Origin of the sequence: Paraburkholderia fungorum, assembly GCF_046026025.1 — a bacterium.
Classification (GTDB): domain Bacteria; phylum Pseudomonadota; class Gammaproteobacteria; order Burkholderiales; family Burkholderiaceae; genus Paraburkholderia; species Paraburkholderia fungorum_E.
The window spans coordinates 49,451-76,304 of the sequence record NZ_JAQQFL010000029.1 but is presented as its reverse complement, the minus strand read 5'-3'; the positions used below and the strand labels follow the sequence as shown (position 1 = coordinate 76,304).

Here is a 26,854-nt window from a genome sequence, read left to right as displayed (position 1 = left end):
CCAGCATGTCTTCGAATCCCGCCGCCCTGGCAGACCGGCTGTTCGCACTGGTAGCGCGCACCCGCGCCCAGGCGAACGGCGATCCGTTCGGCAATCCGGTTCTGTCGATTGCGTTCGACGTCATGCGGCGGATCGAGAGCGATGAGCTCGACCACGACGCTGTCGTGGCGCTGATCCGTCACCTTCGAGATCAGGCGTTCTCGGATCGTGCCGCGCGTCTTGCACGCTACGTCGGCAGTGTCGATCCGGAGGTGAATGAAAACGCGTTGGCCGAGGTTGCGCGCAACGTGCTGTTTTCAGGCGATTCGAAAGACAAGCCCGGCTGGGACGAGTTTCGTGCCCAGTTGGAGCGCACGCGCTATGCGGCGGTATTTACGGGCCATCCAACGTTTGCGCTGCCACCGCAGGTCGGGCGGCATCTCGCGGAACGCGCGTGCGGCGCGACGCTGGAGCCGTTCGAATCGCATCGGCCTTTACCGGTCACGCTGGTCGACGAGTTCGAGCAGGCGGCTGTCGCGATCGCCAATGGCCGTGACGCACTGGATCGCTTCAATGCCGCGTTGCTATCGGCGGCGCGCGATGCATGGCCCGCGCGTTGGACGACGCTGGTTCCGCAGCCGCTGGTGATTTCAACGTGGGTTGGCTACGACACGGATGGGCGCACGGACATCGGTTGGTGGGATACGTTGTGCCTGCGATTGCGCATCAAGCGTCTTCAGTTGGCACGGCTTCGCGCGCAGTTGTTGGAGATTGCGAGTGCGCGGCAACTCGCGCGTCGGGTCGATACCGCTCTTGCGGCGCTCGACGTGCAGATCGCGGCGTGCCCGTCGAGCCCGGACCCGCAACGCGTGTCGCATTTCGCGCAGACACTGATCGAGCGTCGCGACGAAGCATGCGTTTCGTCGGCACCGTTGCTCGCGCTCTTCGAAGACGCGATCGCACAGGCGGCCGGCAGCGAACGGCTCGCCTTGTGCGTCGCGCGCGCGGGTCTTGCCGCGCATGGATTGGCACTCGCCCATACGCACGTCCGCCTGAATGCCACCCAGTTGCACAATGCAGCGCGTCATCGCCTGAACATTATCGATCCCGTGGATGCACCTTCGCATCGCCGCGCGATGCTGGCCGCAATCAACGTGGCGCTCGACAAGGTGGACGCCGTTCCGGTCGACTTCGGCTCACTGCTGGTCGAGCAGGCCACGGCGGTGCGGATGATGATGACGGTGGCACAACTGGTGAAGCATATCGATGGCTCGACGCCGGTGCGGTTTCTGATCGCGGAAACCGAGAGCGGCTACACACTGCTCACCGCATTGTGGCTCGCGAAGCTGTTTGGCGTTGAACGGCACATCGAAATCAGCCCGCTGTTCGAAACGGCGGAAGCGCTCGAACATGGCGCGCACGTGCTCGACGAAGCGCTCAGTAGCGCGCATTACCGCGCCTATGTGCAGCTACATGGACGTATCGCATTGCAGTTCGGCTACTCCGACTCCGGGCGCTATGTCGGTCAATTGGCCGCCAGTTTTCTGATTGAACGGCTGCGTCTGAAGATTGCACAGACACTCGCGCGGCACGGCATTCATGGTGTCGAAGTCGTGCTGTTCGACACGCATGGCGAGAGCATTGGGCGGGGAGCCCACCCGGGTTCATTGGCCGACCGCCTCAAGTATCTTTCTCCGACGGCGTCGCGGCACGCGCTCAACGATGCGGGTCATCCGGTCCGCGAGGAAAGCGCGTTTCAGGGTGGCGACGGTTATCTCCTGTTCGGTACGCGTGAACTGGCCCTTGCGACCGTCGCGCGCCTGGCTGAGCACGCATTCCACCGCCCAGTCGGCCCGGTTGACGATCCCATCTACGCCGATCCAGATTTTGCAGCCGACTTCTTCGGTTCGATCCGCGCCACGATGACCGAGCTCGTCGAGGATGCGGGGTACACCGCGATTCTCGGTGCATTCGGCCCGGCGCTGCTGGACCGTACAGGATCGCGGCCCGCCGCGCGGCAGAGCGACGGCGCGGCCACACGTACGCGTATTCAACATCCGCGCGAGTTGCGGGCCATTCCGAACAACGCGATCTTGCAGCAGTTCGGCTGGTGCGCAAACACCTTGCACGGGCTGGGTGCGGCCGCCGCCCGCCAACCTGAGGCGTTCACGCAGATGCGCGAGCGCAGCCGGCGCTTTCGCCGCGCGCTCGACTTCGCGCGCTGCGCGCTCGCCCACTCGGATATCGAAGTGCTTCGTGCGGTCGTCTCGACACTGGACCCCGGCATGTGGCTCGATCGCGCGCTTCATGCCACCGACAGCAAGCATCGCGCCGCGTTGCTGGCTGTCGCCTCGACGCTCGATCGCCCTGGCGCATCGGCCGCGTTACAGGCGATGTTTCGCCGCGCGCTCGCTGACGACCTCGCCCTGCGTGCCGCATGGCCGGACCGGGTGGGGATGAGCGATCGGGAAACGCTGCTGCACGCGCTGCGGCTCGCTTTGATTCATCGGATCTGGCTACACGCCACGCATATTCCCGAGTTCGCGCCGCGTCCTGGCGTGACGGCGGAGGGATTGCACAGCGCGATCATCGGCCTCGACATGCCGGCGGTGTTGCCCTTGCTGGCGGAAATTTTCCCGGAGAACACCGATCACTCGATTGCTTTTGATTATGCCGAACCGGCCGGACCTCGCGCGACCCGACCGTACGCGCGCGAGCACGCCGAGATTTTTATGCCGATGTCGCGGCTATTCGATTGCATTCGCGAAATATCGACTGCGGTGACCCACGAGGTCGGCGCATTCGGCTAACCCATTCGACCCTTGCGCGACGTCCGCGCGAGACGATCGTTCATCAGAGCCCAACAAGGAGGTTTTCCATGCATGCATCGGTACTGGTTACCCGTGCGTCGTTCCCGGACATCGTCGATCGCCTGCGCGCGAATTTCGACGTGACCGACAATCCGGACGACACGATCTGGACGCAACCGGAGCTGATTGCCCGCCTGCAAGGGAAGGTGGGCGCGATGACGGCAGGCAGCGACCGGATCGACGCGACCTTGCTCGACGCCTGTCCGCAGTTGAAGGCCGTGTGCAATATCGGCGTGGGCTACAACAACGTCGACGTGGATGCCTGTACAGCGCGCGGCGTGCTGGTGACGAATACGCCGGACGTTCTCACGGATACCACCGCCGATTTCGGTTTCGCGCTGATGATGGCCACCGCGCGACGCATCACCGAGTCGGAACATTTTCTTCGCGCCGGCGAATGGACCAAGACTGGGCGCTACGACATGTTCGTCGGCAGCGACGTGCACGGCTCGACGCTCGGCATTCTCGGCATGGGACGTATCGGGCAGGCGATAGCGCGGCGCGGCGCATTCGGTTTTGGCATGCGTGTGATCTATCACAACCGCTCGCCGCTGGCGCCGGATGTCGAGGAGAACTGCCGGGCACGCTATGTCGACAAGGAAACGCTGTTGCGCGAGGCGGATCACCTGATCATCGTGGTGCCTTATTCGGCCAGCTCGCACCATGCGATCGGCGCGGCGGAGCTCAAGCAGATGAAGTCGTCCGCGACGCTGACCAATATCGCCCGCGGCGGCGTGGTGGACGATGCCGCCCTTGCGGTGGCGCTCGACGAAGGTAGCATCGCGGCGGCCGGTCTGGATGTCTTCGAAGGCGAACCGGTTGTTTGCCCGGCGCTTCTTGCGCAGAAGAATGTGGTGCTGACGCCGCATATCGGCAGCGCATCGGTCAGCACGCGGCGCGCGATGGCCGCGCTTTGCGCAGACAATTTGATTGCCGCCCTGGGGTACGGCGCGTCGGCGGGCAAACCGCCCACGCCGGTGAACCCGCAGGTGCTGACGCGCCCGACCGCGACAGCGTGAGAGATGAACTGAGCGGTGAACTGAGCGATGACCGGCGCGGTACGCTGCGCCGGCGTTGTTTGGCCGTCGTCTGGCAACAAAAAGCGCTCCGATCGAGGGGGCGCATTAACCGATGAGGCGCCCGCAGAGGCGCCGCATACTGGAGACAACCACCATGCAGAACCACAGCTATACCGTGGCTGGAAGCCGTCCCGAGCCATCATTCCCGAAACTTATTGCACCAGAAGAAAGGCCTCTGCAACGGCCTTTTTTCGCGAGCTAGTATCAATTCAACGCGCAAGCCAACGACGGCTTCCGGCGGGATAACGATGGTGCCGCAGGTCGAGTCAGACCAGGATCGTCGCTTCGATCCGATTCATTGGGACGTGCTACATGAAACTTCATTTTGACCTGGCAACGGTGCTGCAAGGCGACTATGGCGCGCTGTTTCTCCATGGGGTCGAACTCACCCTCGCGATGGCGGCATTGGCGTGGATTCTCTCGCTGGCCGTGGGCATTCTTCTCACGCTGATCCGCCTGACCAACAACCGTCTTGCGACGGCGTTCGTCGCGGCGTTCGTGGCCTATCACCGCAATGTGCCGATGCTGGTCCAGATTCTGTTCTGGTATTTCGGCATTTCGACCATCCTGCCGGACTCATTGCAGACACTGCTGAACAACTATAACGGCCAGTTCATTTTTGCGGTCGTGGCGATCGGCTTGTGCAGCGCGGCTTATCTCTCCGAAGATATCCGCAGCGGCTTGCGTGCGATTCCCTACGGCCAGTACGAAGCGTCGCGCGCGCTGGGCTTGAACTTTCTGAATGGCATGCGTTTCGTCGTGCTGCCGCAGGCGCTGCGCAATGCGATTCCGCCGATGGTCAATCATGCGGTATTGCTGTTCAAGAACACGAGTCTTGCGATGGCGATCGGCGCGGCCGAGCTGACGTATGTCACACGCAAGATCGAGAATGAAACCTTCCTGTCCTTCGAATCGTATTTCGTCGCGACGGTGGTGTATCTCGGCCTCTCCCTCGTCATCATGTTGTGCGGTGCCAGAATCGCGGCGCACTACCGTATTCCGGGAGTGAAGTGACATGTTCGACATTCTGCGCGACAACTGGACTCTGCTGCTCATCGGGCAGTATCCGCATGGTCCGCTAGGCGGCATCGTGCTGACGATACTGCTGTCGCTTTCGGCGCTCGTCATCGCGTTTCCCTTAGGTATCCTGGTCGCGCTGGCGCGGATCAGTCCTTACCGGGTTCTGCGGGCGCCGGCCACGGGTCTCGTCTACATGGTGCGGGGCATTCCGCTTCTGATGGTGATCTTCTGGGTGTACTTTCTCGTGCCTGTTCTGACCGGTTTTCCGGTTACCGGGTTTGTCACGATGCTGTGCGCGCTGGTTATTTACGACTCCGCCTACCTGGGGGAAATCATCCGCGCGGGCATCGAGGGGTTGCCGAAAGGGCAGACCGAAGCCTCGAGAGCGCTCGGCATGAGCTACATGAAGACCATGCGCGCGGTGATCCTGCCACAGGCACTTTACAACGTGGTGCCGAGCATGGTCACGCAGTTCGTATCGACGGTGAAGGAGACCTCGCTCGGCTACATCATCAACGTTCAGGAGATCTCTTTCGCGGCGGATCAGATCAACAATCGGCTGCTGACGAAACCGTTCGCGGTGTACCTGATTCTTGCCTTGAGCTACTTCGCCCTCTGTTACGCGCTGACGCAGCTTGCGCAATATCTGGAGCGGCGCGTGACACGCAGACGGGCCGGTGCTGTCACGAAGACGCAGAAGGCAGGCGCGGTTGCGCTGAACGATCCGCTGCCCACCGAGAACTAAACGTTCAATTACTCCGAGGTCATTCGCATGATCAAATTTTCCAGTGTCGACAAATGGTACGGCGAATATCACGCGCTCGTGGACGTGAACGCCGAGGTTCGCAAAGGCGAAGTGGTGGTGGTCTGCGGGCCATCCGGGTCGGGCAAGTCGACCTTGATTCGCACCGTCAACCGGCTCGAGGAGATCAACCGTGGTGAGATCTTCTTCGATGGTCAAAACATTCATGACAGGAAGCTGCGTCTGAATGCGTACCGCAGCCGCGTCGGCTTCGTGTTTCAGCAATTCAACCTGTTTCCGCACCTGTCGGTACTCGACAACATCACGCTTTCGCCGATGCGCGTGAACGGCCTCAAGCGCGCGGATGCGGAACGCAAAGCGGCAGATTTGCTTGCTCGCGTCGGTTTGTCGAACAAGGCCAGTGCCTTTCCGCCGCAACTGTCGGGTGGTCAGCAGCAGCGCGTGGCGATCGCAAGAGCGCTGGCGATGGACCCGCCGGCGATGCTGTTCGACGAGCCCACCAGCGCGCTCGACCCGGAAATGGTCGGCGAAGTGCTGAACGTAATGAAGAGTCTCGCGCAAGAAGGTATGACGATGATGTGCGTCACGCATGAGATGGGGTTTGCACGCGAGGTCGCCGATCGCGTCTGGTTTATGGACGCCGGGAAAATTCTCGAAACGGCGGAACCGGAGGAATTCTTTCTACGCCCCAAACACGCACGCGCGCAGAGATTCCTGTCCGATCTCCGCATGCATTGAGGCGAGGAGGCGTTGCAGGCGGAACGGCTTTCGCAAGATAGATCCGGATTGACCACCTTTGATCAGCAGTCGATGGCTTTACACATAAACTTCAGGAGCATCACGATGCAGGTAAAGAAGATTTTCGCGGGGATGTTGGTTGTGGGCGGTGCGCTTGCATCGGTTGCACCGGCTCATGCTGATCAACTGGCCGATATCAGGAGCCGCGGCGAAGTGAGCTGTGGCGTGTATTCGAACGTCGAGCCGTTCTCGTACCCCAATGCACAGACGCGTCAGCTCGAAGGCATGGATGTTGACCTGTGCAACGCCGTGGCAAAACAACTGGGCGTGAAGGCGAAGCTCGAGCCGTTGGCTGTCGAGGCGCGGATTCCGCAGTTGAAGCTTGGACGCGTCGACATCGTGGTCGCAAACCTGGCTTACACCAAAACTCGCGCGACGCAGATTGCCTTTAGCGATTCGTACTACTCCACCAAAGAAGTTCTTGTCGTGAAGAAAGCCGACGGGAACAAGAAACTGGGCGATTTCACGGGTCAGAAAATCAGTGCCGCCGACGGTTCGACTTCGGCGCAGTCGATTCCCATTTCGATCAAAGATGGCCAGGCGGTGACCTTCCACGATACCAGTTCGGCGTTTCTCGCACTCGAGCAAAACAAGGTCAAAGGCTTCGTGACCAATCAGATGACCGCGATAAAGATTGCAAAGCAGGTGGATGGCACGGATGGCGCGGTGGCGATTGCGTCGGAGCCGATGCTGATCGAGCCGATCGCGGTGGGCTTGCGCAAGAACGAGGCGGGCATGCTGGGGGCGGTCAACAAGGCGCTGGCGTCGATGGAGCAGAGCGGCGAGATGAGCAGCATCTTCAACAAGTGGCTTGGACCGAAAACGCCGTACGGCCTGACCCGAACCGATAAGGTCACGCCGATCGACCAGCTCAAGTTCACGCCGGTGTCCTGAAGCGGGAAGCGTGTGAGGTGGCGGTGCGATCTGATTCGCGCACCGCTTGCCGGTTGAATGGCCGGCGCGATTGCGCTGATCGCAAGCCGGAACAACGTGGCTGGAATGTACAACGTGATGCATAAAATAGTGGTGATGGGCGTATCGGGTTCGGGAAAATCGACGCTTGCGCGTGAGTTGGCCGGTGCGCTCGAAGGCGTTTTTATCGAGGGGGACGAGTACCATTCGGCGCAAAGCCAGGACAAGATGGGCCGGGGAATCGCGCTGTGCGACAGTGACCGGGAGCCGTGGTTGGACTGCCTTGCCGAGCGGATGAACGATATCCGTGGAACGGCCGTGCTGTCCTGTTCCGCGTTGAGGCGCAGCTATCGCAGGCGCTTGCGCGCACGCGTCGCCGATCTGAAATTTGTCTTTCTCGACATCAGTCTGTCCGAGGCGGTTGCAAGGGTGGCTGGACGGCTTGATCACAAGTTTCCGGCAACACTCGTCGCGGATCAGTTCATGAATCTCGAGTCGCCCGTGGGAGAAGCCGGTGTACTCTATCTCTCTGCCGCGCAGGACTGTGCGTTTAGCATGAAAGATGTGTTGCAATGGCTGAGCGCGGTTCACGGTGTTGCGAAGAAATCGGACAAACCAGCGTCAAAGAGGAGTTGAGTTGAACAGCAATCTGAAGATGTTTGATCTGTCGGGGCAGCGTGCTCTGATTACCGGGTCGAGTACCGGGATTGGCTATGCGCTCGCCAAAGGATTGGCCGGCGCCGGCGCTGAAGTCATTCTCAATGGTCGCAGCACGGCCAGGCTGGCGGAGGCTGTCAGCCGTTTGCGCAACGAGGGCGCGACTGTTCATGCCGCAAGTTTCGACGTGACGTCGGCCACTGAGGTCGACGCCGCGGTTGCCGATATCGAGCGCGACATCGGTGCGATCGACATTCTCGTCAACAACGCGGGCATGCAGCGTCGTGCGCCGCTCGATCAGTTTTCCCATGCTCAATGGGAAGAGCTGATGAAGACCAATGTCGACAGCGTGTTCCTGGTCGGCCAGGCAGTAGCGCGTCATATGATTGCTCGCAAGCGCGGCAAGATCGTCAACATCTGTTCGGTGCAAAGCGAACTGGGCCGTCCCAACATTGCGGCCTATACCGCGAGCAAAGGCGCGGTGAAGATGCTGACAAAGGGCATGGCAATCGACTGGGGGCAGCACGGAATTCAAGTCAACGGCCTTGGGCCGGGTTACTTCAAGACGGAATTGACCGAGGCGCTCGTCAAGGATGAAACGTTCAGCAACTGGCTGATTGGACGTACACCTTCGCGGCGTTGGGGCGATGTGGAAGATCTCGTCGGTGCTGCCGTATTCCTGGCGAGCAACGCGTCGAACTTTGTGAACGGCCACATTCTTTATGTGGACGGCGGAGTGACGGCTACGCTGTAGCGCGTCGATGACGTCGCTGCGTAGCCGTCTCGTGGAGCCGGTTCAAACCGTGCTTCCGTACTTGAAGCGGAATTCAACCCAACTGCGTTCCGCTAATTAGCTGCCCCGATACAAATTGCTGAGATAGGCGAGTTGGCCGTCCCGCTCGGCTTGCACAAGTTCGTGACGAACTTCGGCGCGCGTCTTCTGCATTGCGCCGCTTTGGTTCGGGTTCCATTGCTGCACTTGTGCGGCGCCTGGTTGATCCGCGGTTGCTGCCGGCGCACCGGAGGCGTGAGCCAAACCAGTTGTTGCGAATGCAGCGAAGGCCAAGGCGATCATTGAGGTTTTCATGTCGTTCTCCGAGAACTAATCAAATAAAAGGAAGGCGCCGGGAGATGAAGCAGCAAGGGCAGCGGTTCGGTCCGTCATCTCCGAGATTGCTTGCCTCTTGCCTCTTGCCTCTTGTCTCTTGCGTCCGGCGTTGATGCATTAAAACGTGCCGACGTATCTGGCTTGTGTCCGGAAACCGGCTCAATTGCAATGTTCTGTATCGCTTCGATGCCCAGATACATTGCGATACGAATCACGGGTTTTCCGCCAGCAAGGCCTTGATCTGCGCCTCGGTCTGTCCGTAGTCGCCTTCGCCGAAGTGCGTGTAGACCACGTGGCCCTTCTTGTCGACCAGATAGAACGCGGGCCAATACTGGTTGTCGTAGGCGCGCCAGGTTGCGTAGCGGTTGTCCTGCGCGACCGGGTAGGTGATGTCGAACCGCTTGATCGCCGCCTTGACCTTGTCCGTGTCGCGCTCGAACGGATACTCGGGCGTGTGGACACCGACCACGACCAGGCCCTGATCCTTGTATTTCTGATTCCAGGTCTTGACGTAGGGCAGCACGTGAATGCAGTTGATGCACGTGTAGGTCCAGAAATCGACCAGCACAACCTTGCCCCGCAATTGCTGCATGGTCAGAGGATCGCTATTGAGCCATTTGTCGATGCCGGTGAACTCAGGTGCGGCCGCGTTTCTGTTGCCCTGATTGACGGCGGAACTGGCTGCAGCGCTGGCAGCAGGACTTGCGACGAGCGTTGCGATGGCGGCGGCGCCGGTGGCCACGGTTGCGGCGAACAGGGCGGCGGTAGCCGTGGTTTTGAGTCGGGAGAGCATGTCAGCGTCCTTTCAGGGAGGGGATTCGAGCGGCGCTCCGGCCGTGGGCCGGGGCGTCGCGCCGGGTATTTCAGTGGTGAACATGGCTGCATTGGAACGCCCGTTCGTATCTGGCTTGTGTCGCCAACGTGGCTCGGCTGCAATGTTTTGTGTCAGGAGAATGCCCAGATACATTGGGATACAAAGCGTCGCGCGTACTGGGCTATAAAGCAGCCATGCCTACTGCGGAGCACCCCATGAGTACCGAATTGCTGAAAGGATCCTGTCATTGCGGGACCGTGAAATTTGAAGTCCGTACCGATGTCGTCCCCGCCGCGCGTTGTAATTGCAGCCTGTGCCGGCGCAAGGGCGCGCTGATGACGCCGCCGTTCGCCGCAGGTGAACTGAATATCCTGCAGGGAGAGGAAGCGTTGACCCTCTACCAGTTCAACACGCGCACCGCGAAACACTACTTCTGCAAGCACTGCGGTATTTATCCGTTCCACCAGACACGTCGGGACCCGCAGTTGTGGCGGGTCAACATCGGTTGCCTCGCGGGCGTCGATCCGTATACGCTGGAGGCCAGCGTGGCCAATGGCGCCAGTCTGTCCGTCGTGGAGGATGCATGAGACGGTTGATGGCGATTCTCGCCTTCCTGGCGGGCGGATTGGCGGCGGAACTCGCACACCCCGTGCACTGTTCGCTGGTCAACGTGAACCGGGTGCGTGTCAATCGTCGAAAGGATTGATCCATTGATGGAAAACACCGACCACGTCCTGATCGTCGACGACGATCGCGGCATCCGCGAATTGCTCGCCACCTATCTCGAGAAGAACGAGATGCGCGTTTCGCTGGCCGCCAACGGCCGGCAGATGCGCGCGGTCCTCGAACAGGGCGCACCGGATCTGATCGTGCTGGACCTGATGCTGCCCGGCGAAGACGGCCTTGTGCTGTGCCGGGAACTGCGTGCGGGCAAGTTCCGTTCGGTGCCGGTACTCATGCTGACCGCCCGCAGTGAAGAAGCGGATCGCATTGTCGGCCTGGAAATGGGTGCCGACGACTACCTGTCCAAACCGTTTGCCGTGCGCGAACTGCTCGCGCGCATCCGCTCCGTGCTACGCCGCGCGCGGATGCTGCCGCCCGGCATGCAGGTGACGGAAACCGCGCCGATGATCGGCTTCGGCGACTGGCGGCTCGACACCACCGCGCGCCATCTGCTCGACGCCGAGGGCACCATGGTCGCCCTGAGCGGCGCGGAATATCGCTTGCTGCGCGTGTTTCTCGATCATCCACAGCGCGTGCTCACGCGGGATCAATTGCTCAATCTGACCCAGGGCCGCCAGGCCGACCCGTTCGACCGCTCGATCGATCTGCTGGTTAGCCGCTTGCGGCAGCGTCTGCAGGACGTGGCGCGCGAACCGCGTTACATCAAGACGTTGCGCAGCGAGGGTTATGTCTTCTCGGCGGCCGTGACCATGATCGAAGGCCACTCATGAAGCTGAAGGCATTGCTGCATTGGCCGCGTACGCTGTTCGCGCGGCTTGCGCTGATTCTCTTTGTCAGCCTCGCGCTGGTGCAAACGCTTTCGGTCTGGCTCACCATGACGGAACGGGACCAGACCATGACGAACGTGATGATGGGTTACATCGAACGCGAGGTCACCAGTTCGGTCGCGCTGCTCGATCATTTGCCCGCTAATGAGCGCGCCGAATGGTTGCCAAGGCTGGCACGACGCACCTATACCTTCAATCTGGGAGCGGGGGTCGCGGGCGCGCCTCCGGATGCGACGCTCTCGGCGAGGGTGGCTCAATCCATCGCGGATGGCATCGGCAAGCGCTATTCGCTGACGGCCAATGCCGTCCCGGGTGACCCGGACCGTCTGCAGGTCCATCTACAGTTGAGCGACGGCACGCCCTTGACGATCGACTACCACCCCATGCCGGGCGCGCCGCTTTCGCTCTGGTTGTCGTGGGTGCTGGTGTTGCAACTCGTGGTGCTGGCCGTGTGCTGCTGGCTGGCGGTACGGCTGGCGACACGCCCGTTGAGCCACTTGGCGCGGGCAGCCGACACGCTGGGCCCGGACCTGAAAGTGGAACGCCTGCCCGAAGACGGACCGGATGAAGTAGCACGCGCCGCGCGCGCGTTCAATGCCATGCAGGACCGCATCAGGCTATACATGACCGAGCGTTTGCAGATCCTTGCGGCGATTTCGCACGATCTGCAAACGCCGATTACCCGCATGCGTTTGCGCATCGACGTCATGGACGACAGCGCACAAGGGGCCAAGCTGCAGCAGGACCTGCAGGAAATGGAAGCGATGGTCAAGGAAGGCGTCACGTATGCGCGCACCATGCACGGCGCCAGTGAGGCGCCGCTTCGTATCGATCCGGATGCGCTGTTCGACAGCCTCGTGTTCGACTATGTCGACGCCGGTAAGGAGGTGTCGCTACATGGGCGAATTGATACGGCGCTGGTGACGCGCCCTCAGGCGTTGCGGCGGATCGTGGGCAACCTCGTCGATAACGCGCTGAAGTTCGGTGGATCGGCCGAGATCAGAGTAGCCGCCTCGCGCGAAGGGCAGGTGACGGTCTCGGTACTCGATCGCGGGCCGGGTATTCCGGCGGAGTCGCTCGAAGCCGTGTTCGAACCGTTCTACCGGCTGGAAGGATCGCGCAATCGCGGAACCGGCGGCACCGGCCTGGGTCTCGCGATTGCGCGGCAGCTCGCCTTGGCGATGGACGCGGTCTTGTCGTTGCATAACCGACCCGACGGCGGCCTGGAAGCCAGGCTTTTGCTGAAAAGGTTTTAACTAGATTCCGTCAACGGTCCAGCCGTCTTTGTATTCCACTGTATCAGCGCCGTTGGCAGATACAGTGGGTTGCGCAGGCGCTCCTCGCCGACACAAGTCAGATACCTTCGGGGGTTCTAATACCTCCTGGCGAGATTGTCTGGTCCGCAAATCAGACATGCGTTTTTGCCAGGCCGCGAGGCTGATCAACATCAATCGAGGGCATGTGCGATTCGGCACGGCGCCTGTGTAGATAATCTAAGAGGAGAATCAACGATGCCGGACCAGATCAATACGCGACGTCGTCGTCTGCTTGGGACGACAGTTGCTGGTATCAGTTTGATGGAGTTGGGTTTGAGCGGACTCGCCCGGGCGCAGTCGAACGGCACGTCATCCAGTACGAACGTGGGAACCCGCGCTGTCTCCTTCGACAACATCCGCCAGGTCAACGCCGGAACACTCAGTATGGGTTATGCGGAAGCCGGCCCGCAGAATGGACCGGTCGTTATCCTGCTGCACGGCTGGCCCTACGATATCCATAGTTTCGCCGAGGTCACGCCACTGCTGGCCGCCGCGGGCTATCGGGTCATCGTGCCGTATTTGCGGGGCTACGGCTCCACGCGGTTCCTGTCAGCGGATACGCCTCGCAACGGTCAGCAGGCGGTGGTTGCCGTCGACATCGTCGCATTGATGGACGCATTGAAGATCGACCAGGCGATTTTGGGCGGCTTTGATTGGGGCGCGCGCACGGCGAATATCATTGCCGCCCTGTGGCCGCAGCGGTGCAAGGCGATGGTGTCGGTAAGCGGCTATCTGATCGGTAGCCAGGAGGCCAACAAGGCGCCACTGCCGCCGAAGGCGGAGCTGGCCTGGTGGTATCAGTTCTATTTCGCCACGGAGCGTGGCCATGCGGGCTATGAAGCGAATCGCCACGACTTCAACAAGCTGATCTGGCATATCGCGTCACCGAAATGGAGTTTCGACGACGCGACGTTCGAGCGGTCGGCTGAGTCGTTCAACAATCCGGATCACGTCGCGGTGGTGATTCACAATTACCGGTGGCGTCTGGGGCTGGTCAAGGGTGAACCGCAATACGACGAACTCGAAGCGCGTCTGGCGAAGGCGCCGGTCATCCAGGTTCCGACCATCACCATGGAGGGCGATGCCAACGGTGCGCCACATCCCGATCCGGCTGCCTACGCGAAGAAGTTCACCGGCAAGTATCTGCACCGGAATATCGACGGAGGCATCGGGCATAACCTGCCGCAGGAAGCACCGAAGGCATTTGCCGATGCCATCGTCGATGTCGCACGTCTTTAAGCGGGCGCAAGGCGACTTACTCGGTTGCTGAGCCTGGGTCGAGGTGGCGGGGGGCGAGATCGTTGCAGTAAAACCATTTCTCCTGACCGGCCCGCTTCAACGTTCCCCTTGAATCCGCTGCACACGCATGCGGCCTGGCGGTTCGAAGTACGTTCCGAACCGTACCAGGCCGGCTTTCTTCAGGTGACATGTCATTTCGTAGCTCACCAGCACGCCGGGATCGGGGTTGTCGATGTACTCCACGTCGATCGACCGGATACGCGGCTCATACACCAGCAGGGTCGATTCCATCTGCTGCTTGAGCAGATGCGCGGAAGCGGGCAGTGCTTTATAGATGTTCGTCAGATCGGGTAATCCGTAAGCGGGCAGGTGTTTGAGTGCGCCTGCCCGTGCGTTGAGGATGCGGCGGATGTTCTGCTGGATGCTCAGAATCTCAAGTGTCCTGTCGTCGTAGGCGTCCAGCGGTTCACCGCCGATCTGACCCAGCAGCTTGTCGTACAGCGAAGGGCCCACTGGCATTGCATGCTCCTTCAGGTGACAAAAAATGCCCGAAACGCGAGCGGCTTTGGGGTATGAACACGAGGCGCCAGCCCGTGCACGGCGGGCCGGCGAAACGACCGGCACGCGTCCTGATCCGGGCGATCAGGTAGCCGGTGCCGGTTGCCCGCGGAACCTTACGAGCGTTCGTTCCAGCTATCGGCGTGAATGATGTTGCCGTCCTTGTACGACCACGTGATTTTCTCGTAGCGCAATTCGACGTCTTCGAGATGGTTGTGTTTTTCGTAGGCCGGGTTCTTGATGTCGAGCATCTTCGGCTTGACCGCGACGACCTTTACATTATCGAGCCTGGTGTTGAAGTACTCCTTCTCCTTGCCCGCATCGTCGATCTTGTACCACTTGATCTCGATCGACTTCAGCGTTTGGCCGCTCGTGACCGCTTTGTACAAGTTTCAGTTACTACTCGAATATTTCACGTTCCGCGAGAAGTTTCCGTTCGTTGACCTGTGCGGTCTGGACGTGGCGAAGCTGCCACCGAACGCGTTCAGGTTCGAACTGGAAATCCTGCTCAAACAGGGTTACCCGTCTGACCAGCGCTTCACGGTGGAGAACGTGCGGCTCTTCTGCACGCCAGTCATCAACCTGTTTCCGCTCGACGCTGAACCGATCGACGTCAATCACCACGAGACGGAATACCGGGTCGTGGCCGCCGGCCACCAGGGGGCCAACGTCGAAACTTATTCAGTCGATGCGATCGAGTCGTTCGATCACGGCAGCGCGCAGCGTTACGAGTATGTGCCGTTCGCGACGTTCCGGCATCGCGGCGGGATGTTGCGCCATGAGGCGCCGGAGCGGTACTTCCATACGCGCGTGAGGCAAGGCGTGACGGGGCTGCATGACACGTGGGTCATCCTCGGCGGTCACGTGTGGGAGACGATGGAGGATCTGCCGGCGGAAAACCTGTCGCTACGCGTGACGGGCACGAACGGCATGCTGCCCAGAAAGGGCCTGCGCGAAGCGAACATCAACGAACTGGGCGGGAGCACGCCGAACGTCTCGGCCGTGCGCAATCTGGTGGCGCCCACGCTGCCGCTTTACCCGCCCACCGGCGACCGCTTCCAGTGGCGGGTGCTATCGCACCTTGCACCGAACTTTCTGTCGATGATGGACGCGGAAGTGCTGCGCGGTGCACTCGCGCTCTACGACTGGACCAACGACGAGCTGAACCGCCGGCGGCTCGCGGGCATCCTCCACGTCTCGGAGGAATTGCTTGAAGAGGTGTCGGGCGGTTCGGTCGAACGGGGTGTGCTGATCGAGGTCACGCTCGACAGTCACGCATTCGCGGGCGTCGGCGATGTAATGCTGTTCGGTGAACTGCTGCACCGCTTCTTCGCGTTGTATGCGGAAATCAATCTGTTCACGAAGCTTGCGATGGTGAGTTTGCCCTCGCAGCAACGCACTGAATGGCCGCGCAGCAAGGCGCTGCGCTCTCCGCTATGAATCTGAAACCGGAGGCGCTAGCCAACAATCTGGAGCCGCTGGTCGCGTCGCTGCTGGCACGTGCTCCGATGATGAACTTCATGCAGCTATGTCAGTTGCTTGAAGTGCGTGTACCGGAGCACCCCGGCTTCGGCACGCTCGACACGCCGGAACACGAACCGGTGAGATTCCGTCCGCGCGCTCGCGTCGGTTTTCCGGCCGGCGAAATCGCCTCGATCGAGTTTGACGAGGAGGGTTTCGCGTACGGACCCAATGCCCCGCCGACCGTGCGCACGACGTTCATGGGCCTGTACGGCGTGGATGCGGCCATGCCCTCGCACATGATCGACGACATCGTGCTGCGAACAGAAGGACACGAAGCGCTCGAAGCGTTTCTCGATCAGTTCAATCACCGGTTTGTCACGCTGCTGTATCGCGCGTGGAAAAAGTATCGCTATCCGATCGGCTTCCGTCCCGGCGGCACCGATGCGCATTCACGCAAACTGCTCTCGCTGGCGGGTTTTGGTTGGGGGGACAAGCCCGCGCGCGCCGGGCTGCCCGACTCGCGGGTCCTCGCGCTGTTGGGACTGCTGATCCAGCGCACACGCACGCCTGAAGGTCTTGCGGGCGTCGTTGCGCTGGCCGTGCCCGGCGTCGATGTGCGTGTCGACGAGTTCTTCCCGGTCCTCAAACGTGCGGGCAAGGCTCAACCGCTCACGTCGGCGGTTGGTGCGGGCAGTGCGGGTAGTGCTGGCGGTGCACAGAGCGAGTGCAGGCGTCGTGGCCTCGGTGGCGCTTACGTGTTAGGCACGCGCCTCGCCTATCGGAGCCGCGCCGCACGCGTGACATTGCGGCCAGCGAGTGCGGAGCAGGCCCACGACCTGTTGCCTGGCGCGTGGCTGCACCGCGAACTGATGGCCTTTATCCGTCTGTACGCCGGTACGAAGGCCGACGTGTTCCTGTGCATGCAAGTATCGTCGCGTATCGCCCCAGCGCCGAAAATCGGCACGACGCTTGCAGGCCCGGCGCCTCGTCTTGCCTGGACCACGGTGCTTCCTTCGGATAACGAACGTCTTATCACCATCGCGCTCGGTTCTTATGAAGCGTTTCCGGTGCCGGGGCCGAACCCATTTCTAGCGTCGTCCGACTGAATCTGGAGTGTTTATGTCTTTCCGCCCGATTACGATGACCGTCACGCTCCTTGCCGCCAGTCTGATTCTTGGCGCATGTGGCGCATGGCAAGCGGTATCGGACTCGTCCTCGAGTGCGTATCACGCAGTCTTCTACAAGCAGGTCAAGGTGCTGAAGGTCGATCTCATCGCGCGCGCGTCGGTCAATCCCGACGAAGCCATGCGCTCGACGTCGGTCGCCGTGCGCGTGTACCAACTCAAGGATCGCAGTCTCTTCGACAAAGCGTCGTATGACGATCTGCTGAAAAACGACAAGACAGTCCTCGTGCAGGATCTGCAGGACAGCGTTGCGACCGTAGTCAACCCTGGTGCTTCCGCGAGCGTGTCGCAGCCGATGCAGCCGGATACGCAATACGTGGGCGTTGTCGCGTTCTACCGGAACCCCGATTCGAACGGAAGCTGGCGTCGCGTGATTCCGAAGAAGAAGCTGTCGGCGGATGCGCCACTGAAGCTCGAATTGGTCGATCGCGAACTGGTCGCCACCACTGATCCCGTCAAATCGCGGCCGGAATGATGAACCGGGGCGCGGGCATCGAAGGCAGTGAATGGGAGGGGATGGACATTGGTCTGTCGCTGGTGTCGCAGATGCCGAAGGCAAAGAGCTGATTCGGTGTACCTGGTGCAACCCGTTGGGATGCGAGCGCAGCGCGTCCCAACGTCGTCGTCTCGTGTCATGCATTTTCAGGGGAGTCGTTGATGGGGTTCATGGTTCTGCCGTCCCAGGCCTATGAGGTGAAACTCGCGCCGCATCCGGCACCTTTCTCAGTACTGAAGTTCGCGGGCGACGAAGGTGTCAGCCGTCTGTATCGCTACGAGATCGAGTTCACGAGCCCCGTTGCCGACATTCCGATGGACCAGGTGCTGGGGCGGCCTGCGAGGTTCGTGATCGACCCCGTCGACCCGAACGCCGACCATCTGCTCAGGATGTTTGGCGAGAACGCGTCGCAATTCAGCGAGATGCCGCCGGCGCGCACCGTTCATGGCGTTGTAACGCAGTTCGACCAGTTCGATACTTCGGCCGACGAGACGCGTTACCGGTTGATTATCGAGCCACGACTCACCGATCTCGCCCGCACAGTGACCAGCCGGTTGTTCCAGAAGCAGTCGGTGCAGGAAATCATCACGAGCACGTTGCGTCACTATGGGTATCGCGAAGGCGTCGACTTCAGGTTCAGGCTGCGGGCGCAGTACAGGCGTCACGACTACATCACCCAGTATCACGAGACGACCTTTGCCTTCATCCAGCGCATTGCAGCGGACGTGGGTATGTGGTTCCGCTTCGAGCAGGCGAAGGACCAGGAGGTGATGGTCTTCGGTGACGACCTTGATGCGTATGCGCGTAACCAGCGCATCGTGCCGTTCCGGCACCATGCCGGGTTGACCAGTGCCGGGGCCGAGTCCGTCAGGTCGATTGAGCGCCACATGCGGCGCGTGCCCGAGGCGATCCGGCTGAACGACTACAACCATCGTCAGGCAGGTGTGTCGTTGCTCGTCGAGCAGAATGCGGCGCGTGACGATAAGACCACGAACGCGGTGGATTACCGCTGGGGTGAGCATTACGAAACGCCTCAGGAAGGGCAGCGCATCGCGCAGTTGCGGCACGAAGCACATCTGGCACAGCAGATCACCTTCGAAGGCGAGGGCAATGTGTTTGCGCTCGAGGCGGGCGAGGTCCTGAACCTTGATGAGCAACTCTCCGATGCACCGCACGGGCTGTTCATCGTCTCTGTCTCGTCCAGTGGTGGACGTAAGCAGGCGTATTCGAATACGTTTACCGCGATTCCGTCTGACCGCGTCTGGCGCACGCCGGTTGTTGTGGCGGCGCGGCCTGTTATCAACGGCATCCTGCCGGCGCGCATCACCTCGCCTGGCGACTACAAACGGGCGTATCTGACGGAGGAAGGCTGGTATGTGATCAGGCTGCCGTTCGATCTCGACACGTGGAGTCCGGGGGGCACAAGCCGGCCTGTGCGGCTGGCGAAGCCATATAGCGGTGACAACTATGGTCATCACTTCCCGCTGATTGACGGCGCAGAGGTGGCGATCATTCATACCGACGGTGATCCGGACCGGCCCGTGATTATCGGGGCGATGCACGACAGTCTGCATCCGGACCTGGTCAACAACCTGAATCACACCCGTAACCTGATTCGTACCGTCGCGCAGAACGAGATGCGCATGGAGGATAAGGAGGGTAGCGAGCATATCCATCTGACTACGCCGTATCAGACCAGTGAGCTCAATCTTGGGCACATGGTGGACGGTGGTACTAACGAGCGTGGACAGGGCGCGGAGTTGCGCACGGACGGGCACGTTGCAATCCGGGGCGCAAAGGGCGTGCTGATGTCGGCCGACGCACAGTTCGCGGCAAACGGCGAGCAGTTGGATATGCAGGCAGCCGTACAGAGGCTTGAACTGGCGATGCAGCAGATGCAGGCGCTGACCGATGCAGCAGAAAACGCGCGGGCGCTCGCAGCCGACGTAGCCGGGCAGCAATCGCTGCTTGACGACACGCTCAAGGGGCTGGCGCGCGCGGGCGTGCTGATGAGCGCTCCGGAAGGTATCGGCATGGTCTCCGGCAATCATGTTCAACTGGCGGCGCGAAAGAGTCTGTTTTTTACCGCCGGTGGTTGTGCCGACATCGGTGTGCTGAAAAAATTTACGGTGACGGTCGGTGAAGCAGTTTCGCTATTTGCGCAGAAACTGGGCATGAAGCTATTTGCTGCCATGGGCAAGGTGGAGATTCAGGCGCAGAGCGATGAAATGGCGCTGGCCGCGCTGAAGGACATCACGATCACCAGCACTGGGGGCCGGCTGGTACTGAGCGCGAAAAAGGAAGTCTGGATTGGCGCAGGCGGGTCGTACATCAGGATCAACGCCAATCGTATCGAGAGCGGCACGCCCGGCGACATTCTGGAAAAGTGCGCGTTCTGGGGCAGGCAAAGGGCAGCCAGTGCAGAGATCAGCAGTACGCTGCCGAACAGTCTGCCGGCGCAGCGCCTGATCCTGGGTATGGCGTCTTCACCCTCCGCGATGCAGGCGATTCCTCAAGATGTCCCATACAAGCTCTATGCGCAGGGCGGGTTGGTCGCGCAGGGTCTGACCGATGCCACAGGGCGAATTACTGTGGACCATCGCCCGGGCACGCAGTCCTATCGACTCGAACTGGCAAATGGCGTGGTTTACAACATCCCGGTGAGCGACGAGTTCAGGGGAGATGCGACCAATGGTCAACTGGCGAACCAGGGTTTTCATTTTTTCGAGCAAGGGCAGGACGGCGATGGAGAAGATCGCGCTGCTCACCGTCAGCACTACTACAGCTTGCTTAATCCCAACGCGGACGCACACGATACGGAAGCCCAGTCATGAGTGAATCCGCAGCAATTACTACACCGATTGCGCAATCTTGCGGGAACACGGCGACGTTGACGTTGCCGCATTATTTGCAGAAGGCCGAGTACAAACCAAAGCGTGCGACGCATCAACCGCTGGTGAATGGAGAAGAAGCGTTCGGCGCCGTGCATGATGCGATCGCTTTGGCGCAACACAGCATCGACATCATCTGCTGGGGATTCCAGCCGTCGATGTATTTCAGGCGCGGTGGCCCGGATTCGCGGCCAATCGGGCAGTTGCTGCTGGAGATGGCGCGCGGGAAGGTGAAGGTGCGTCTGCTGGTATGGGGAGATAAGGCTCACGTCGCGCAGTTCATGGAGAACATGATGCCGGGCGGGCGGCTCACAACGTCGGCGGATAACCGGAACTCGACACAGCAGGAATTCGATCGCTGGTGGTACGAGCAAGTCAAGCTGGACAGGAAAAATCGACCGGGAACGGAACTGACAGGGACTGATCTTCTGACCTTGCCACTAAATGCGATGGGAAAGGGCGCGGAGCACGCGGTTAACCGGGCGTTGCGGCACTGGCGCGATCCGGCGTTCGACAACATCGAATTCGCGACGCGCGATTTCAGTCTGGAGGAGCATGCAGAAATCGCCTGGCGTACCGCATTCGACAGTGACTATGCCGGACGTGGTACGGGCGCGAAGGTGAAGAATAGCCTGGCGATGGGAGGCGCACCCTCACATCATCAGAAAATGGTGCTGATCGACTACGAGTATCCCGAACTGGCTACCGGCTTTGTCATGGGACACAACACGCTCGACGAATACTGGGACACCAGCCGCCATGGCAGTCTGCGGATGCATCCCCAGATGGGGCGCAATGGGTTTCACCCACGGCAGGACATCTCCGCCAGGGTGACGGGGCCGGTTTTGATCGATCTGAACAGCAATTTCTGTCAGGCGTGGGATAAGGCAACGGGACAGCAGTTGGGAAAGCAGCGCGCATCGGCGAAGGAACCGGCAATGCGTTGTGGCAGGGGCGACGTGCCAGTGATGGCGCAGATTGTGCGGACCCAGTCACAGGAGGGAAAGCGCGGTGTTAAGGATATCGAATCGATTTACCTTCAGGCCGTCAACAATACCAGCAATTTTATCTACATCGAGAATCAGTATTTCCGCTTTCCTCCGCTGGCGGACAAGCTGACCAATCTGGTGAAGGCCTACCAGCAGGGTGGCCGCAAAACGCCGCTGTACCTGTTTGTCGTCACGAATTCGAGCGATGACGGGATCGGCCTGGGCACGGTCAGCACGTATCAGATGCTCAATGCGCTGGGGCGCGCGGATGTTCTGCCGGGTGTCGCGAAGCTGGAACGGGGCGACGATCTGGGCAGGCGGTACGACGAGGCGCTCAGTGCGCAGAAGGCGGCGGACGAGGCGCTCGATCGTGCCATGCATATGCAGGTCGATCCCTTCTCCAACTCGGCGCAGTATGCCGTGAACAACATGGCCGCCTGCCAGCAGGACGCTGCTGTGGCTGCGCAGCGGGTGAGCGAACTGAAAGCGCAACTGGAGAAGGCGAGGACGGAGGATCCGCAGAAATTGAATATCCCGGGGCTCAATGTGCATATCTGCACGCTCGTTCCACCGGATACGCCGAAAGGGAAGCCATGGGACGAGGTGTATATCCATTCCAAGCTGATGATCATTGACGACGTTTTTATGACGCATGGTTCGGCCAACGTCAATCTTCGTAGCATGGAGGTGGATAGTGAGTTGAATATCTGCCACGAGTCCATGCGAGTGACGCAGCCGCTGAGGGAGAAGTTGTGGGGGATTCATACGAAGGTAAATGGGATTGCGGCCGGGGTGGGGGTTAAGGATGCGAATGGGAGATTGGATGCTGCAAGTGCATTTAAGAGTTGGGGGAATATTTTTAGAGAAAACCAAATTCGGCGAAAAAATAATGAAGCGCCATATGCGTCCCTTGTTGAGTTCCATAGGGCAGACCCGAAACGATCCGGTTGGGACTAGGAAATGAAAATTGCTGCCACTTTTTTGTTGTTAACGATCACAACCTTGACCGCCTGTTCGAAGGAGAATGACTTGCCCGGTTTTTCCGACATATCGAGCGTCCGCGCCAATCTGGCGTTCACCTGCACCCATGAAGCGGACCGTCTGCCGGCGCTCAATCCGGATGCGGACGCGTTGTTCCGGTACGGCCGGTATCTGCAGACGCGGGATGGTCCGAAGGACTTCGACGAGATGGCGCGTTACTACCGCATTGCGGCGGCACACGGCCATTACAAGGCGAACCATAACGTGCAGCAACTGGTGTCGCAGGGGATGGCGAGTTCACCGGACGCTCCGCGTGAGGCTGTTGAATGGGCGACCGAACTGGTCAAGCAGGGGATTCCGACGGGTTACTACGACATTGGCTATTACCTGAATTCCGGATATGGCCTGAAGCAGAACAGGGAGATGGCGCTGAAATACATCCGCAAGGCGGCGGATCTGGGCAATGCGGATGCGCAGTATTACGTTGCCGACTTATTGGCTCCCCTCGACAAGGCGCCAGATATTGCGAGACAGATGCAGCAGTGTGCCGCCGATCAGAGTCACGGGGAGGCTGCCTTGGACTTGGGAGTTGATCTCAAATACAGCAAGCAATACCGCGATGCACTGTCTGCATACCAGAAAGGCGTGGCTGCGGGGAACAGTATATCGGCCATGGTCCTTGAGAAATCCTTCCTGGCGCCCCCCGCGACGGATGAAGGCTTCTATCTTGACCTCTCCAAAGATCCAGAGCGCTCACACCGCTATAAATTGATCGGAAATTTTCTTGACCTCAACCAGTTGGCCAAGCCGACTGTTCCCGATATAGACAGGATCGTTCCGCTCCCTCCGGCACCACTGCCGGCCTGGGACGGCACATTCGAATGGGAAAAGAAGCAGGCGCAGATTCCGCCACAACCGTCAGATGAACTGATCAACCGGCTGGCGAAGCAGAAGAATCTGGACCCGACGACGGGCCTGCCGCTCCCGGCATCGGCCAGCAAGACTTCCCATGTAGGCGAGCCGGCGAAGCTGGCGCGCGTGGCGCTGGGCACGCAGATGCGGGCCGGTGCACGCTGTCCGGAAAGTGGCGTGTGGTGCACACAGATCGGGGCAGACCTGCGCGGCGAGACGACACAGCGCTTCCGCAAGGGTGAAACATTGCCGATGCTGGATGTGTACAGACCGCGCGTATTAGCATGGCTCGACAACCTGCTGGGAAAGCGTCGCTACACCACGGACGTGGTGTGGACACTGACCGCTTACCAGGATCAGGCGTAACGCTGGCGAACCGATGAGATATCCCGTACTGGTTGCATTATTCGTTGTACTGGCGAGCGGCTGTTCGAACCGGGGTGATGCGTTGCCTGGCGCGTCGGCGCTGGAGGGTGTCCGCGTCAACCTGGCGTTCACCTGCACCCACGAGGCCGACCGTCTGCCGACGCTCAATCCGGATGCGGATGCGTTGTTCCGTTACGGCCGGTATCTGCAGACGCGGGATGGTCCGAAGGACTTCGACGAGATGGCGCGTTACTACCGCATTGCGGCGGCACACGGCCATTACAAGGCGAACCATAACGTGCAGCAACTGGTGTCGCAGGGGATGGCGAGTTCACCGGACGCTGCGCGTGAGGCTGTTGAATGGGCGACCGAACTGGTCAAGCAGGGGATTCCGACGGGTTACTACGACATTGGCTATTACCTGAATTCCGGATATGGCCTGAAGCAGAACAGGGAGATGGCGCTGAAGTACATCCGCAAGGCGGCGGATCTGGGCAATGCGGATGCGCAGTACTACGTTGCCGACTTATTGGCTCCCCTCGACAAGGCGCCAGATATTGCCAGACAGATGCGGCAATGCGCAACTGATCAAGGGCATGGAAAGGCGGCGTTGGAATTAGGTGTGGATCTACAAGATGATAAATTATATTCAGCCGCCACTTTGACATACCAGAAAGGCGTGGCTGCGGGGAACAGTGTATCGGCCATGATCCTTGAGAAATCCTTCCTGGCGCCCCCCGCGGCGGATGAAGGCTTCTTTCTTGACCTTTCCAAAGATCCGGAGCGCTCGCGCCGCTATAAATTGATATGGGATTTTCTTGCTGACAACCAGTTGAGCAAGCCGACGGTTCCCGATATAGACAGAATCGTTCCGCTGCCCCCTGCACCACTGCCGACATGGGACGGCACATTCGAATGGGAAAAGAAGCAGGCGCAGATTCCGCCACAACCGTCAGATAAACTGATCAACCGGCTGGCGAAGCAGAAGAATCTGGACCCGACGACGGGCCTGCCGCTCCCGGCTGCGGCCAGCAAGACTTCCCATGTAGGCGAGCCGGCGAAGCTGGCGCGCGTGGTGCTGGGCACGCAGATGCGGGCCGGGCCTGACATCGCAAAACTATGATGCTGGTCAGGTCCGGCAGGTTGCTTTCTATTGCACCCAAGCTGTCGCGTGCGTGGTGTTTTGGGGGCACCACGCGTTGCGCGGTTAGTGCTTGGGCGGCGTGGTCCCGCCGCCGAGTCCACCCGTGAGGCCGCCGAGCAGGTTCGTCAACGGAGCGAGTGGAGACGAGCCGCCGCTTGTGCCACCGAGTACGCCTGTGAGTGTCCCGACCAGGTTGTTCAGTGGCGCCACCGGACTGCTCGAGGAGTTTGACGACGATCCGTGCGAGGTGCCGCCTCCCAGGCCGCCAGTCAGTCCGCCGAGCAAGGTGGTCACGGGTGCGAGAAGACCGCCGCCTTGCGAGGTGCCGCCTCCGAGGCCGCCGGTCAGTCCGCCGAGCAGGGTGGTTACCGGTGCGAGAGGACCGCTGCCTTGCGAGGTGCCGCCTCCCAGGGTGCCGGTTAGTCCGCCGAGCAGGGTGGTCACCGGTGCGAGGGGACCGCTGCTGCCTTGCGAGCCGCCGCTCACCGAGCCCAACGACAGTCCGCCGAGCAACGCGGTTACAGGTGCCAGCAGACCACCGTTGCTATGTCCGCTCGATCCGCCTGTAACGCCCTTTGAACCACCGTTCGCGCCGTTGCCCACGCCGTTGCCGTTTCCGCTGCCGCTGTTGTTCCCCACGGTGATTGGCAGAATAGGCACGCTAACGGCGCCGACGCTGACGACCAGATTCAGGATCGGGTCAAGGAGACCGCTGGTGGTCTGGTTGCCGCTGCCGTTGCCGGAGCCTCCTCCGTTGGAGCCGCCGCCGTTGTGACCGCCGTTTCCAGATCCGCCGCCGTATCCGCCACCCGAACCGCCTGAGCCGCCCGAACCGCCGGAGCCACCATTCCCGCCCGAACCACCGTTGCCGCCGTCACCGGAGCCACCGCCGTATCCGCCACCCGAGCCGCCGTGGCCGCCGTTTCCAGAACCACCCGAGCCGCCCGAGCCTCCTGAACCGCCGGAGCCACCGTTGCCGCCCGAGCCACCATTGCCGCCGTCACCGGAACCGCCGCCGTTTCCACCACCCGAGCCGCCGTGACCTCCGTTCCCAGAGCCACCCGAGCCGCCGGAACCTCCTGAACCGCCGGAGCCACCATTGCCGCCCGAGCCACCATTGCCGCCGTCTCCGGAACCGCCGCCGTTCCCACCACCCGAACCGCCGTGGCCGCCGTTTCCAGAACCGCCCGAGCCGCCCGAGCCACCGGAACCGCCGGAGCCTCCAGAGCCACCCGAGCCGCCGGAGCCACCATTGCCGCCGTCTCCGGAACCTCCGCCGTTCCCACCACCCGAGCCGCCGGAGCCACCCGAGCCACCCGAGCCACCGGAGCCGCCAGAGCCACCGGAACCTCCAGAGCCTCCAGAGCCTCCAGAGCCACCGTGTCCACCATTCCCAGATCCACCGCCGTTCCCACCGCCCGAACCACCAGAGCCGCCGTCTCCAGAACCGCCGCCGTAACCGCCGCCATAACCACCAAGGCCGCCACCCGCAAAACCGCCGCCGTACCCCGAGCCGGAAACCGTCACACCGCCCCAGGTCGTGCTACCGCCAAAACCAGACCCACTACTGACACCGGACCCACTGCCGGTCCACCCGGTGGGCATGCCGTTTCCTCCTGTCCATGAGAATCCCGATCCCGGTTGCCCGGTGGTCATCCATCCGCCGCCTTGCGTCATTGAGGTAGGCGGAGTGGACGTGACATCTCCAGCGTGTGCCGACGTGGCTAGTGACCACCATACGAGTGCGCTTGCCGACGCAACTAGAGTGCGTTTGAAGGGAGCCATGATTAGTCCTTTCGCGAT

At 61.0% G+C, this 26,854-nt stretch carries 21 protein-coding genes and 3 pseudogenes; 19 read left to right on the top strand and 5 right to left on the bottom strand.

Annotated elements, in window-relative coordinates:
- Positions 1–5: 5 nt before the first annotated feature.
- The 8 genes from PQR67_RS27320 (at position 6) to PQR67_RS27285 (ending at position 8,832) form a co-directional block, all read left to right on the top strand.
- Entirely contained in the window at positions 6–2,789 is a 2,784-nt protein-coding gene (locus tag PQR67_RS27320) for a phosphoenolpyruvate carboxylase (protein ID WP_408465957.1), read from the top strand.
- Positions 2,790–2,857: 68 nt separating this feature from the next.
- Positions 2,858–3,868: a 2-hydroxyacid dehydrogenase gene (locus tag PQR67_RS27315; RefSeq protein ID WP_408465956.1), complete on the top strand. Its 1,011-nt coding sequence runs from the start codon at positions 2,858–2,860 to the stop codon at positions 3,866–3,868.
- 372 nt (positions 3,869–4,240) lie between these two features.
- Complete coding sequence (locus PQR67_RS27310; RefSeq protein WP_408465955.1) at positions 4,241–4,942, top strand: amino acid ABC transporter permease; 702 nt, start codon at positions 4,241–4,243, stop codon at positions 4,940–4,942.
- Position 4,943: 1 nt separating this feature from the next.
- On the top strand, positions 4,944–5,693 hold the full coding sequence (locus PQR67_RS27305) for an amino acid ABC transporter permease (RefSeq protein ID WP_408465954.1): 750 nt from the start codon (positions 4,944–4,946) through the stop codon (positions 5,691–5,693).
- A gap of 27 nt (positions 5,694–5,720) precedes the next feature.
- A complete protein-coding gene (locus tag PQR67_RS27300; protein WP_408465953.1) occupies positions 5,721–6,449 on the top strand; it encodes an amino acid ABC transporter ATP-binding protein in 729 nt (242 codons plus the stop codon).
- A gap of 105 nt (positions 6,450–6,554) precedes the next feature.
- Entirely contained in the window at positions 6,555–7,403 is an 849-nt protein-coding gene (locus PQR67_RS27295; RefSeq protein WP_408465952.1) for a transporter substrate-binding domain-containing protein, read from the top strand.
- Between the two features lie 57 nt (positions 7,404–7,460).
- Positions 7,461–8,057, top strand: coding sequence for a gluconokinase (locus PQR67_RS27290; protein WP_408465951.1), 597 nt, complete (start codon positions 7,461–7,463; stop codon positions 8,055–8,057).
- Between the two features lie 19 nt (positions 8,058–8,076).
- Complete coding sequence (locus PQR67_RS27285) at positions 8,077–8,832, top strand: SDR family NAD(P)-dependent oxidoreductase (protein ID WP_408465999.1); 756 nt, start codon at positions 8,077–8,079, stop codon at positions 8,830–8,832.
- A 96-nt stretch (positions 8,833–8,928) separates the two neighbouring features.
- Here PQR67_RS27285 and PQR67_RS27280 read toward each other — a convergent pair whose 3' ends face one another.
- Positions 8,929–9,153 carry a DUF4148 domain-containing protein gene (locus PQR67_RS27280; protein WP_408465950.1) on the bottom strand — a complete coding sequence of 75 codons (225 nt, stop codon included), beginning with the start codon at positions 9,151–9,153 and terminating at the stop codon, positions 8,929–8,931.
- 244 nt (positions 9,154–9,397) lie between these two features.
- Positions 9,398–9,979, bottom strand: a complete 582-nt coding sequence (locus PQR67_RS27275) for a thioredoxin family protein (RefSeq protein ID WP_408465949.1) — start codon at positions 9,977–9,979, stop codon at positions 9,398–9,400.
- 236 nt (positions 9,980–10,215) lie between these two features.
- Between PQR67_RS27275 and PQR67_RS27270 the strand changes: the two genes are divergently transcribed.
- From PQR67_RS27270 to PQR67_RS27255, 4 genes are all read left to right on the top strand, one after another.
- Positions 10,216–10,587 (top strand): GFA family protein, encoded by a 372-nt coding sequence (locus PQR67_RS27270; RefSeq protein ID WP_408465948.1) that lies wholly within the window; start codon positions 10,216–10,218, stop codon positions 10,585–10,587.
- A 126-nt stretch (positions 10,588–10,713) separates the two neighbouring features.
- A complete protein-coding gene (locus tag PQR67_RS27265; protein ID WP_408465947.1) occupies positions 10,714–11,454 on the top strand; it encodes a response regulator in 741 nt (246 codons plus the stop codon).
- Entirely contained in the window at positions 11,451–12,767 is a 1,317-nt protein-coding gene (locus PQR67_RS27260) for an ATP-binding protein (protein WP_408465946.1), read from the top strand. The genes PQR67_RS27265 and PQR67_RS27260 overlap by 4 nt, the downstream gene beginning before the upstream one ends.
- Before the next feature lie 255 nt (positions 12,768–13,022).
- Positions 13,023–14,066, top strand: coding sequence for an alpha/beta fold hydrolase (locus tag PQR67_RS27255; RefSeq protein WP_408465945.1), 1,044 nt, complete (start codon positions 13,023–13,025; stop codon positions 14,064–14,066).
- 96 nt (positions 14,067–14,162) lie between these two features.
- Here PQR67_RS27255 and tssE read toward each other — a convergent pair whose 3' ends face one another.
- Together tssE and tssD are read right to left on the bottom strand one after the other, a co-directional pair.
- Positions 14,163–14,585: a type VI secretion system baseplate subunit TssE gene (gene tssE, locus PQR67_RS27250; RefSeq protein ID WP_408465944.1), complete on the bottom strand. Its 423-nt coding sequence runs from the start codon at positions 14,583–14,585 to the stop codon at positions 14,163–14,165.
- A gap of 155 nt (positions 14,586–14,740) precedes the next feature.
- Positions 14,741–15,013, bottom strand: a pseudogene (gene tssD, locus PQR67_RS27245) (type VI secretion system tube protein TssD); the annotation flags it as partial.
- Between the two features lies 1 nt (position 15,014).
- On the opposite strand from tssD, the pseudogene tssF reads away from it, so the two are divergent.
- From tssF to PQR67_RS27210, 7 genes and pseudogenes are all read left to right on the top strand, one after another.
- A pseudogene (tssF, locus tag PQR67_RS27240) lies at positions 15,015–16,064 on the top strand (type VI secretion system baseplate subunit TssF); the annotation flags it as partial.
- Complete coding sequence (tssG, locus tag PQR67_RS27235; RefSeq protein ID WP_408465943.1) at positions 16,061–17,194, top strand: type VI secretion system baseplate subunit TssG; 1,134 nt, start codon at positions 16,061–16,063, stop codon at positions 17,192–17,194. The pseudogene tssF and the gene tssG, both read left to right, overlap by 4 nt.
- Before the next feature lie 13 nt (positions 17,195–17,207).
- Positions 17,208–17,747 (top strand): type VI secretion system lipoprotein TssJ, encoded by a 540-nt coding sequence (tssJ, locus tag PQR67_RS27230; protein ID WP_408465942.1) that lies wholly within the window; start codon positions 17,208–17,210, stop codon positions 17,745–17,747.
- A gap of 182 nt (positions 17,748–17,929) precedes the next feature.
- On the top strand, positions 17,930–20,602 hold the full coding sequence (locus tag PQR67_RS27225) for a type VI secretion system Vgr family protein (protein ID WP_408465941.1): 2,673 nt from the start codon (positions 17,930–17,932) through the stop codon (positions 20,600–20,602).
- A complete protein-coding gene (locus PQR67_RS27220) occupies positions 20,599–22,605 on the top strand; it encodes a phospholipase D-like domain-containing protein (RefSeq protein WP_408465940.1) in 2,007 nt (668 codons plus the stop codon). Before PQR67_RS27225 ends, PQR67_RS27220 begins: the two co-directional genes overlap by 4 nt.
- 3 nt (positions 22,606–22,608) lie before the next feature.
- A complete protein-coding gene (locus PQR67_RS27215; RefSeq protein ID WP_408465939.1) occupies positions 22,609–23,907 on the top strand; it encodes an SEL1-like repeat protein in 1,299 nt (432 codons plus the stop codon).
- 13 nt (positions 23,908–23,920) lie between these two features.
- Positions 23,921–25,009: pseudogene (locus PQR67_RS27210) on the top strand (SEL1-like repeat protein); the annotation flags it as partial.
- 105 nt (positions 25,010–25,114) lie between these two features.
- Here the strand turns inward: PQR67_RS27210 and PQR67_RS27205 are convergent.
- On the bottom strand, positions 25,115–26,656 hold the full coding sequence (locus PQR67_RS27205; RefSeq protein WP_408465937.1) for a hypothetical protein: 1,542 nt from the start codon (positions 26,654–26,656) through the stop codon (positions 25,115–25,117).
- Positions 26,657–26,854: the final 198 nt, after the last annotated feature.

Coding starts and splice junctions, on each gene's coding strand:
- PQR67_RS27320 (WP_408465957.1), top strand. CDS start 6: ATGTCTTCGAATCCCGCCGCCCTGGCAGACCGGCTGTTCGCACTGGTA.
- PQR67_RS27315 (WP_408465956.1), top strand. CDS start 2,858: ATGCATGCATCGGTACTGGTTACCCGTGCGTCGTTCCCGGACATCGTC.
- PQR67_RS27310 (WP_408465955.1), top strand. CDS start 4,241: ATGAAACTTCATTTTGACCTGGCAACGGTGCTGCAAGGCGACTATGGC.
- PQR67_RS27305 (WP_408465954.1), top strand. CDS start 4,944: ATGTTCGACATTCTGCGCGACAACTGGACTCTGCTGCTCATCGGGCAG.
- PQR67_RS27300 (WP_408465953.1), top strand. CDS start 5,721: ATGATCAAATTTTCCAGTGTCGACAAATGGTACGGCGAATATCACGCG.
- PQR67_RS27295 (WP_408465952.1), top strand. CDS start 6,555: ATGCAGGTAAAGAAGATTTTCGCGGGGATGTTGGTTGTGGGCGGTGCG.
- PQR67_RS27290 (WP_408465951.1), top strand. CDS start 7,461: ATGGCCGGCGCGATTGCGCTGATCGCAAGCCGGAACAACGTGGCTGGA.
- PQR67_RS27285 (WP_408465999.1), top strand. CDS start 8,077: ATGTTTGATCTGTCGGGGCAGCGTGCTCTGATTACCGGGTCGAGTACC.
- PQR67_RS27280 (WP_408465950.1), bottom strand. CDS start 9,153: ATGATCGCCTTGGCCTTCGCTGCATTCGCAACAACTGGTTTGGCTCAC.
- PQR67_RS27275 (WP_408465949.1), bottom strand. CDS start 9,979: ATGCTCTCCCGACTCAAAACCACGGCTACCGCCGCCCTGTTCGCCGCA.
- PQR67_RS27270 (WP_408465948.1), top strand. CDS start 10,216: ATGAGTACCGAATTGCTGAAAGGATCCTGTCATTGCGGGACCGTGAAA.
- PQR67_RS27265 (WP_408465947.1), top strand. CDS start 10,714: ATGGAAAACACCGACCACGTCCTGATCGTCGACGACGATCGCGGCATC.
- PQR67_RS27260 (WP_408465946.1), top strand. CDS start 11,451: ATGAAGCTGAAGGCATTGCTGCATTGGCCGCGTACGCTGTTCGCGCGG.
- PQR67_RS27255 (WP_408465945.1), top strand. CDS start 13,023: ATGCCGGACCAGATCAATACGCGACGTCGTCGTCTGCTTGGGACGACA.
- tssE (WP_408465944.1), bottom strand. CDS start 14,585: ATGCCAGTGGGCCCTTCGCTGTACGACAAGCTGCTGGGTCAGATCGGC.
- tssG (WP_408465943.1), top strand. CDS start 16,061: ATGAATCTGAAACCGGAGGCGCTAGCCAACAATCTGGAGCCGCTGGTC.
- tssJ (WP_408465942.1), top strand. CDS start 17,208: ATGTCTTTCCGCCCGATTACGATGACCGTCACGCTCCTTGCCGCCAGT.
- PQR67_RS27225 (WP_408465941.1), top strand. CDS start 17,930: ATGGGGTTCATGGTTCTGCCGTCCCAGGCCTATGAGGTGAAACTCGCG.
- PQR67_RS27220 (WP_408465940.1), top strand. CDS start 20,599: ATGAGTGAATCCGCAGCAATTACTACACCGATTGCGCAATCTTGCGGG.
- PQR67_RS27215 (WP_408465939.1), top strand. CDS start 22,609: ATGAAAATTGCTGCCACTTTTTTGTTGTTAACGATCACAACCTTGACC.
- PQR67_RS27205 (WP_408465937.1), bottom strand. CDS start 26,656: ATGCCCACCGGGTGGACCGGCAGTGGGTCCGGTGTCAGTAGTGGGTCT.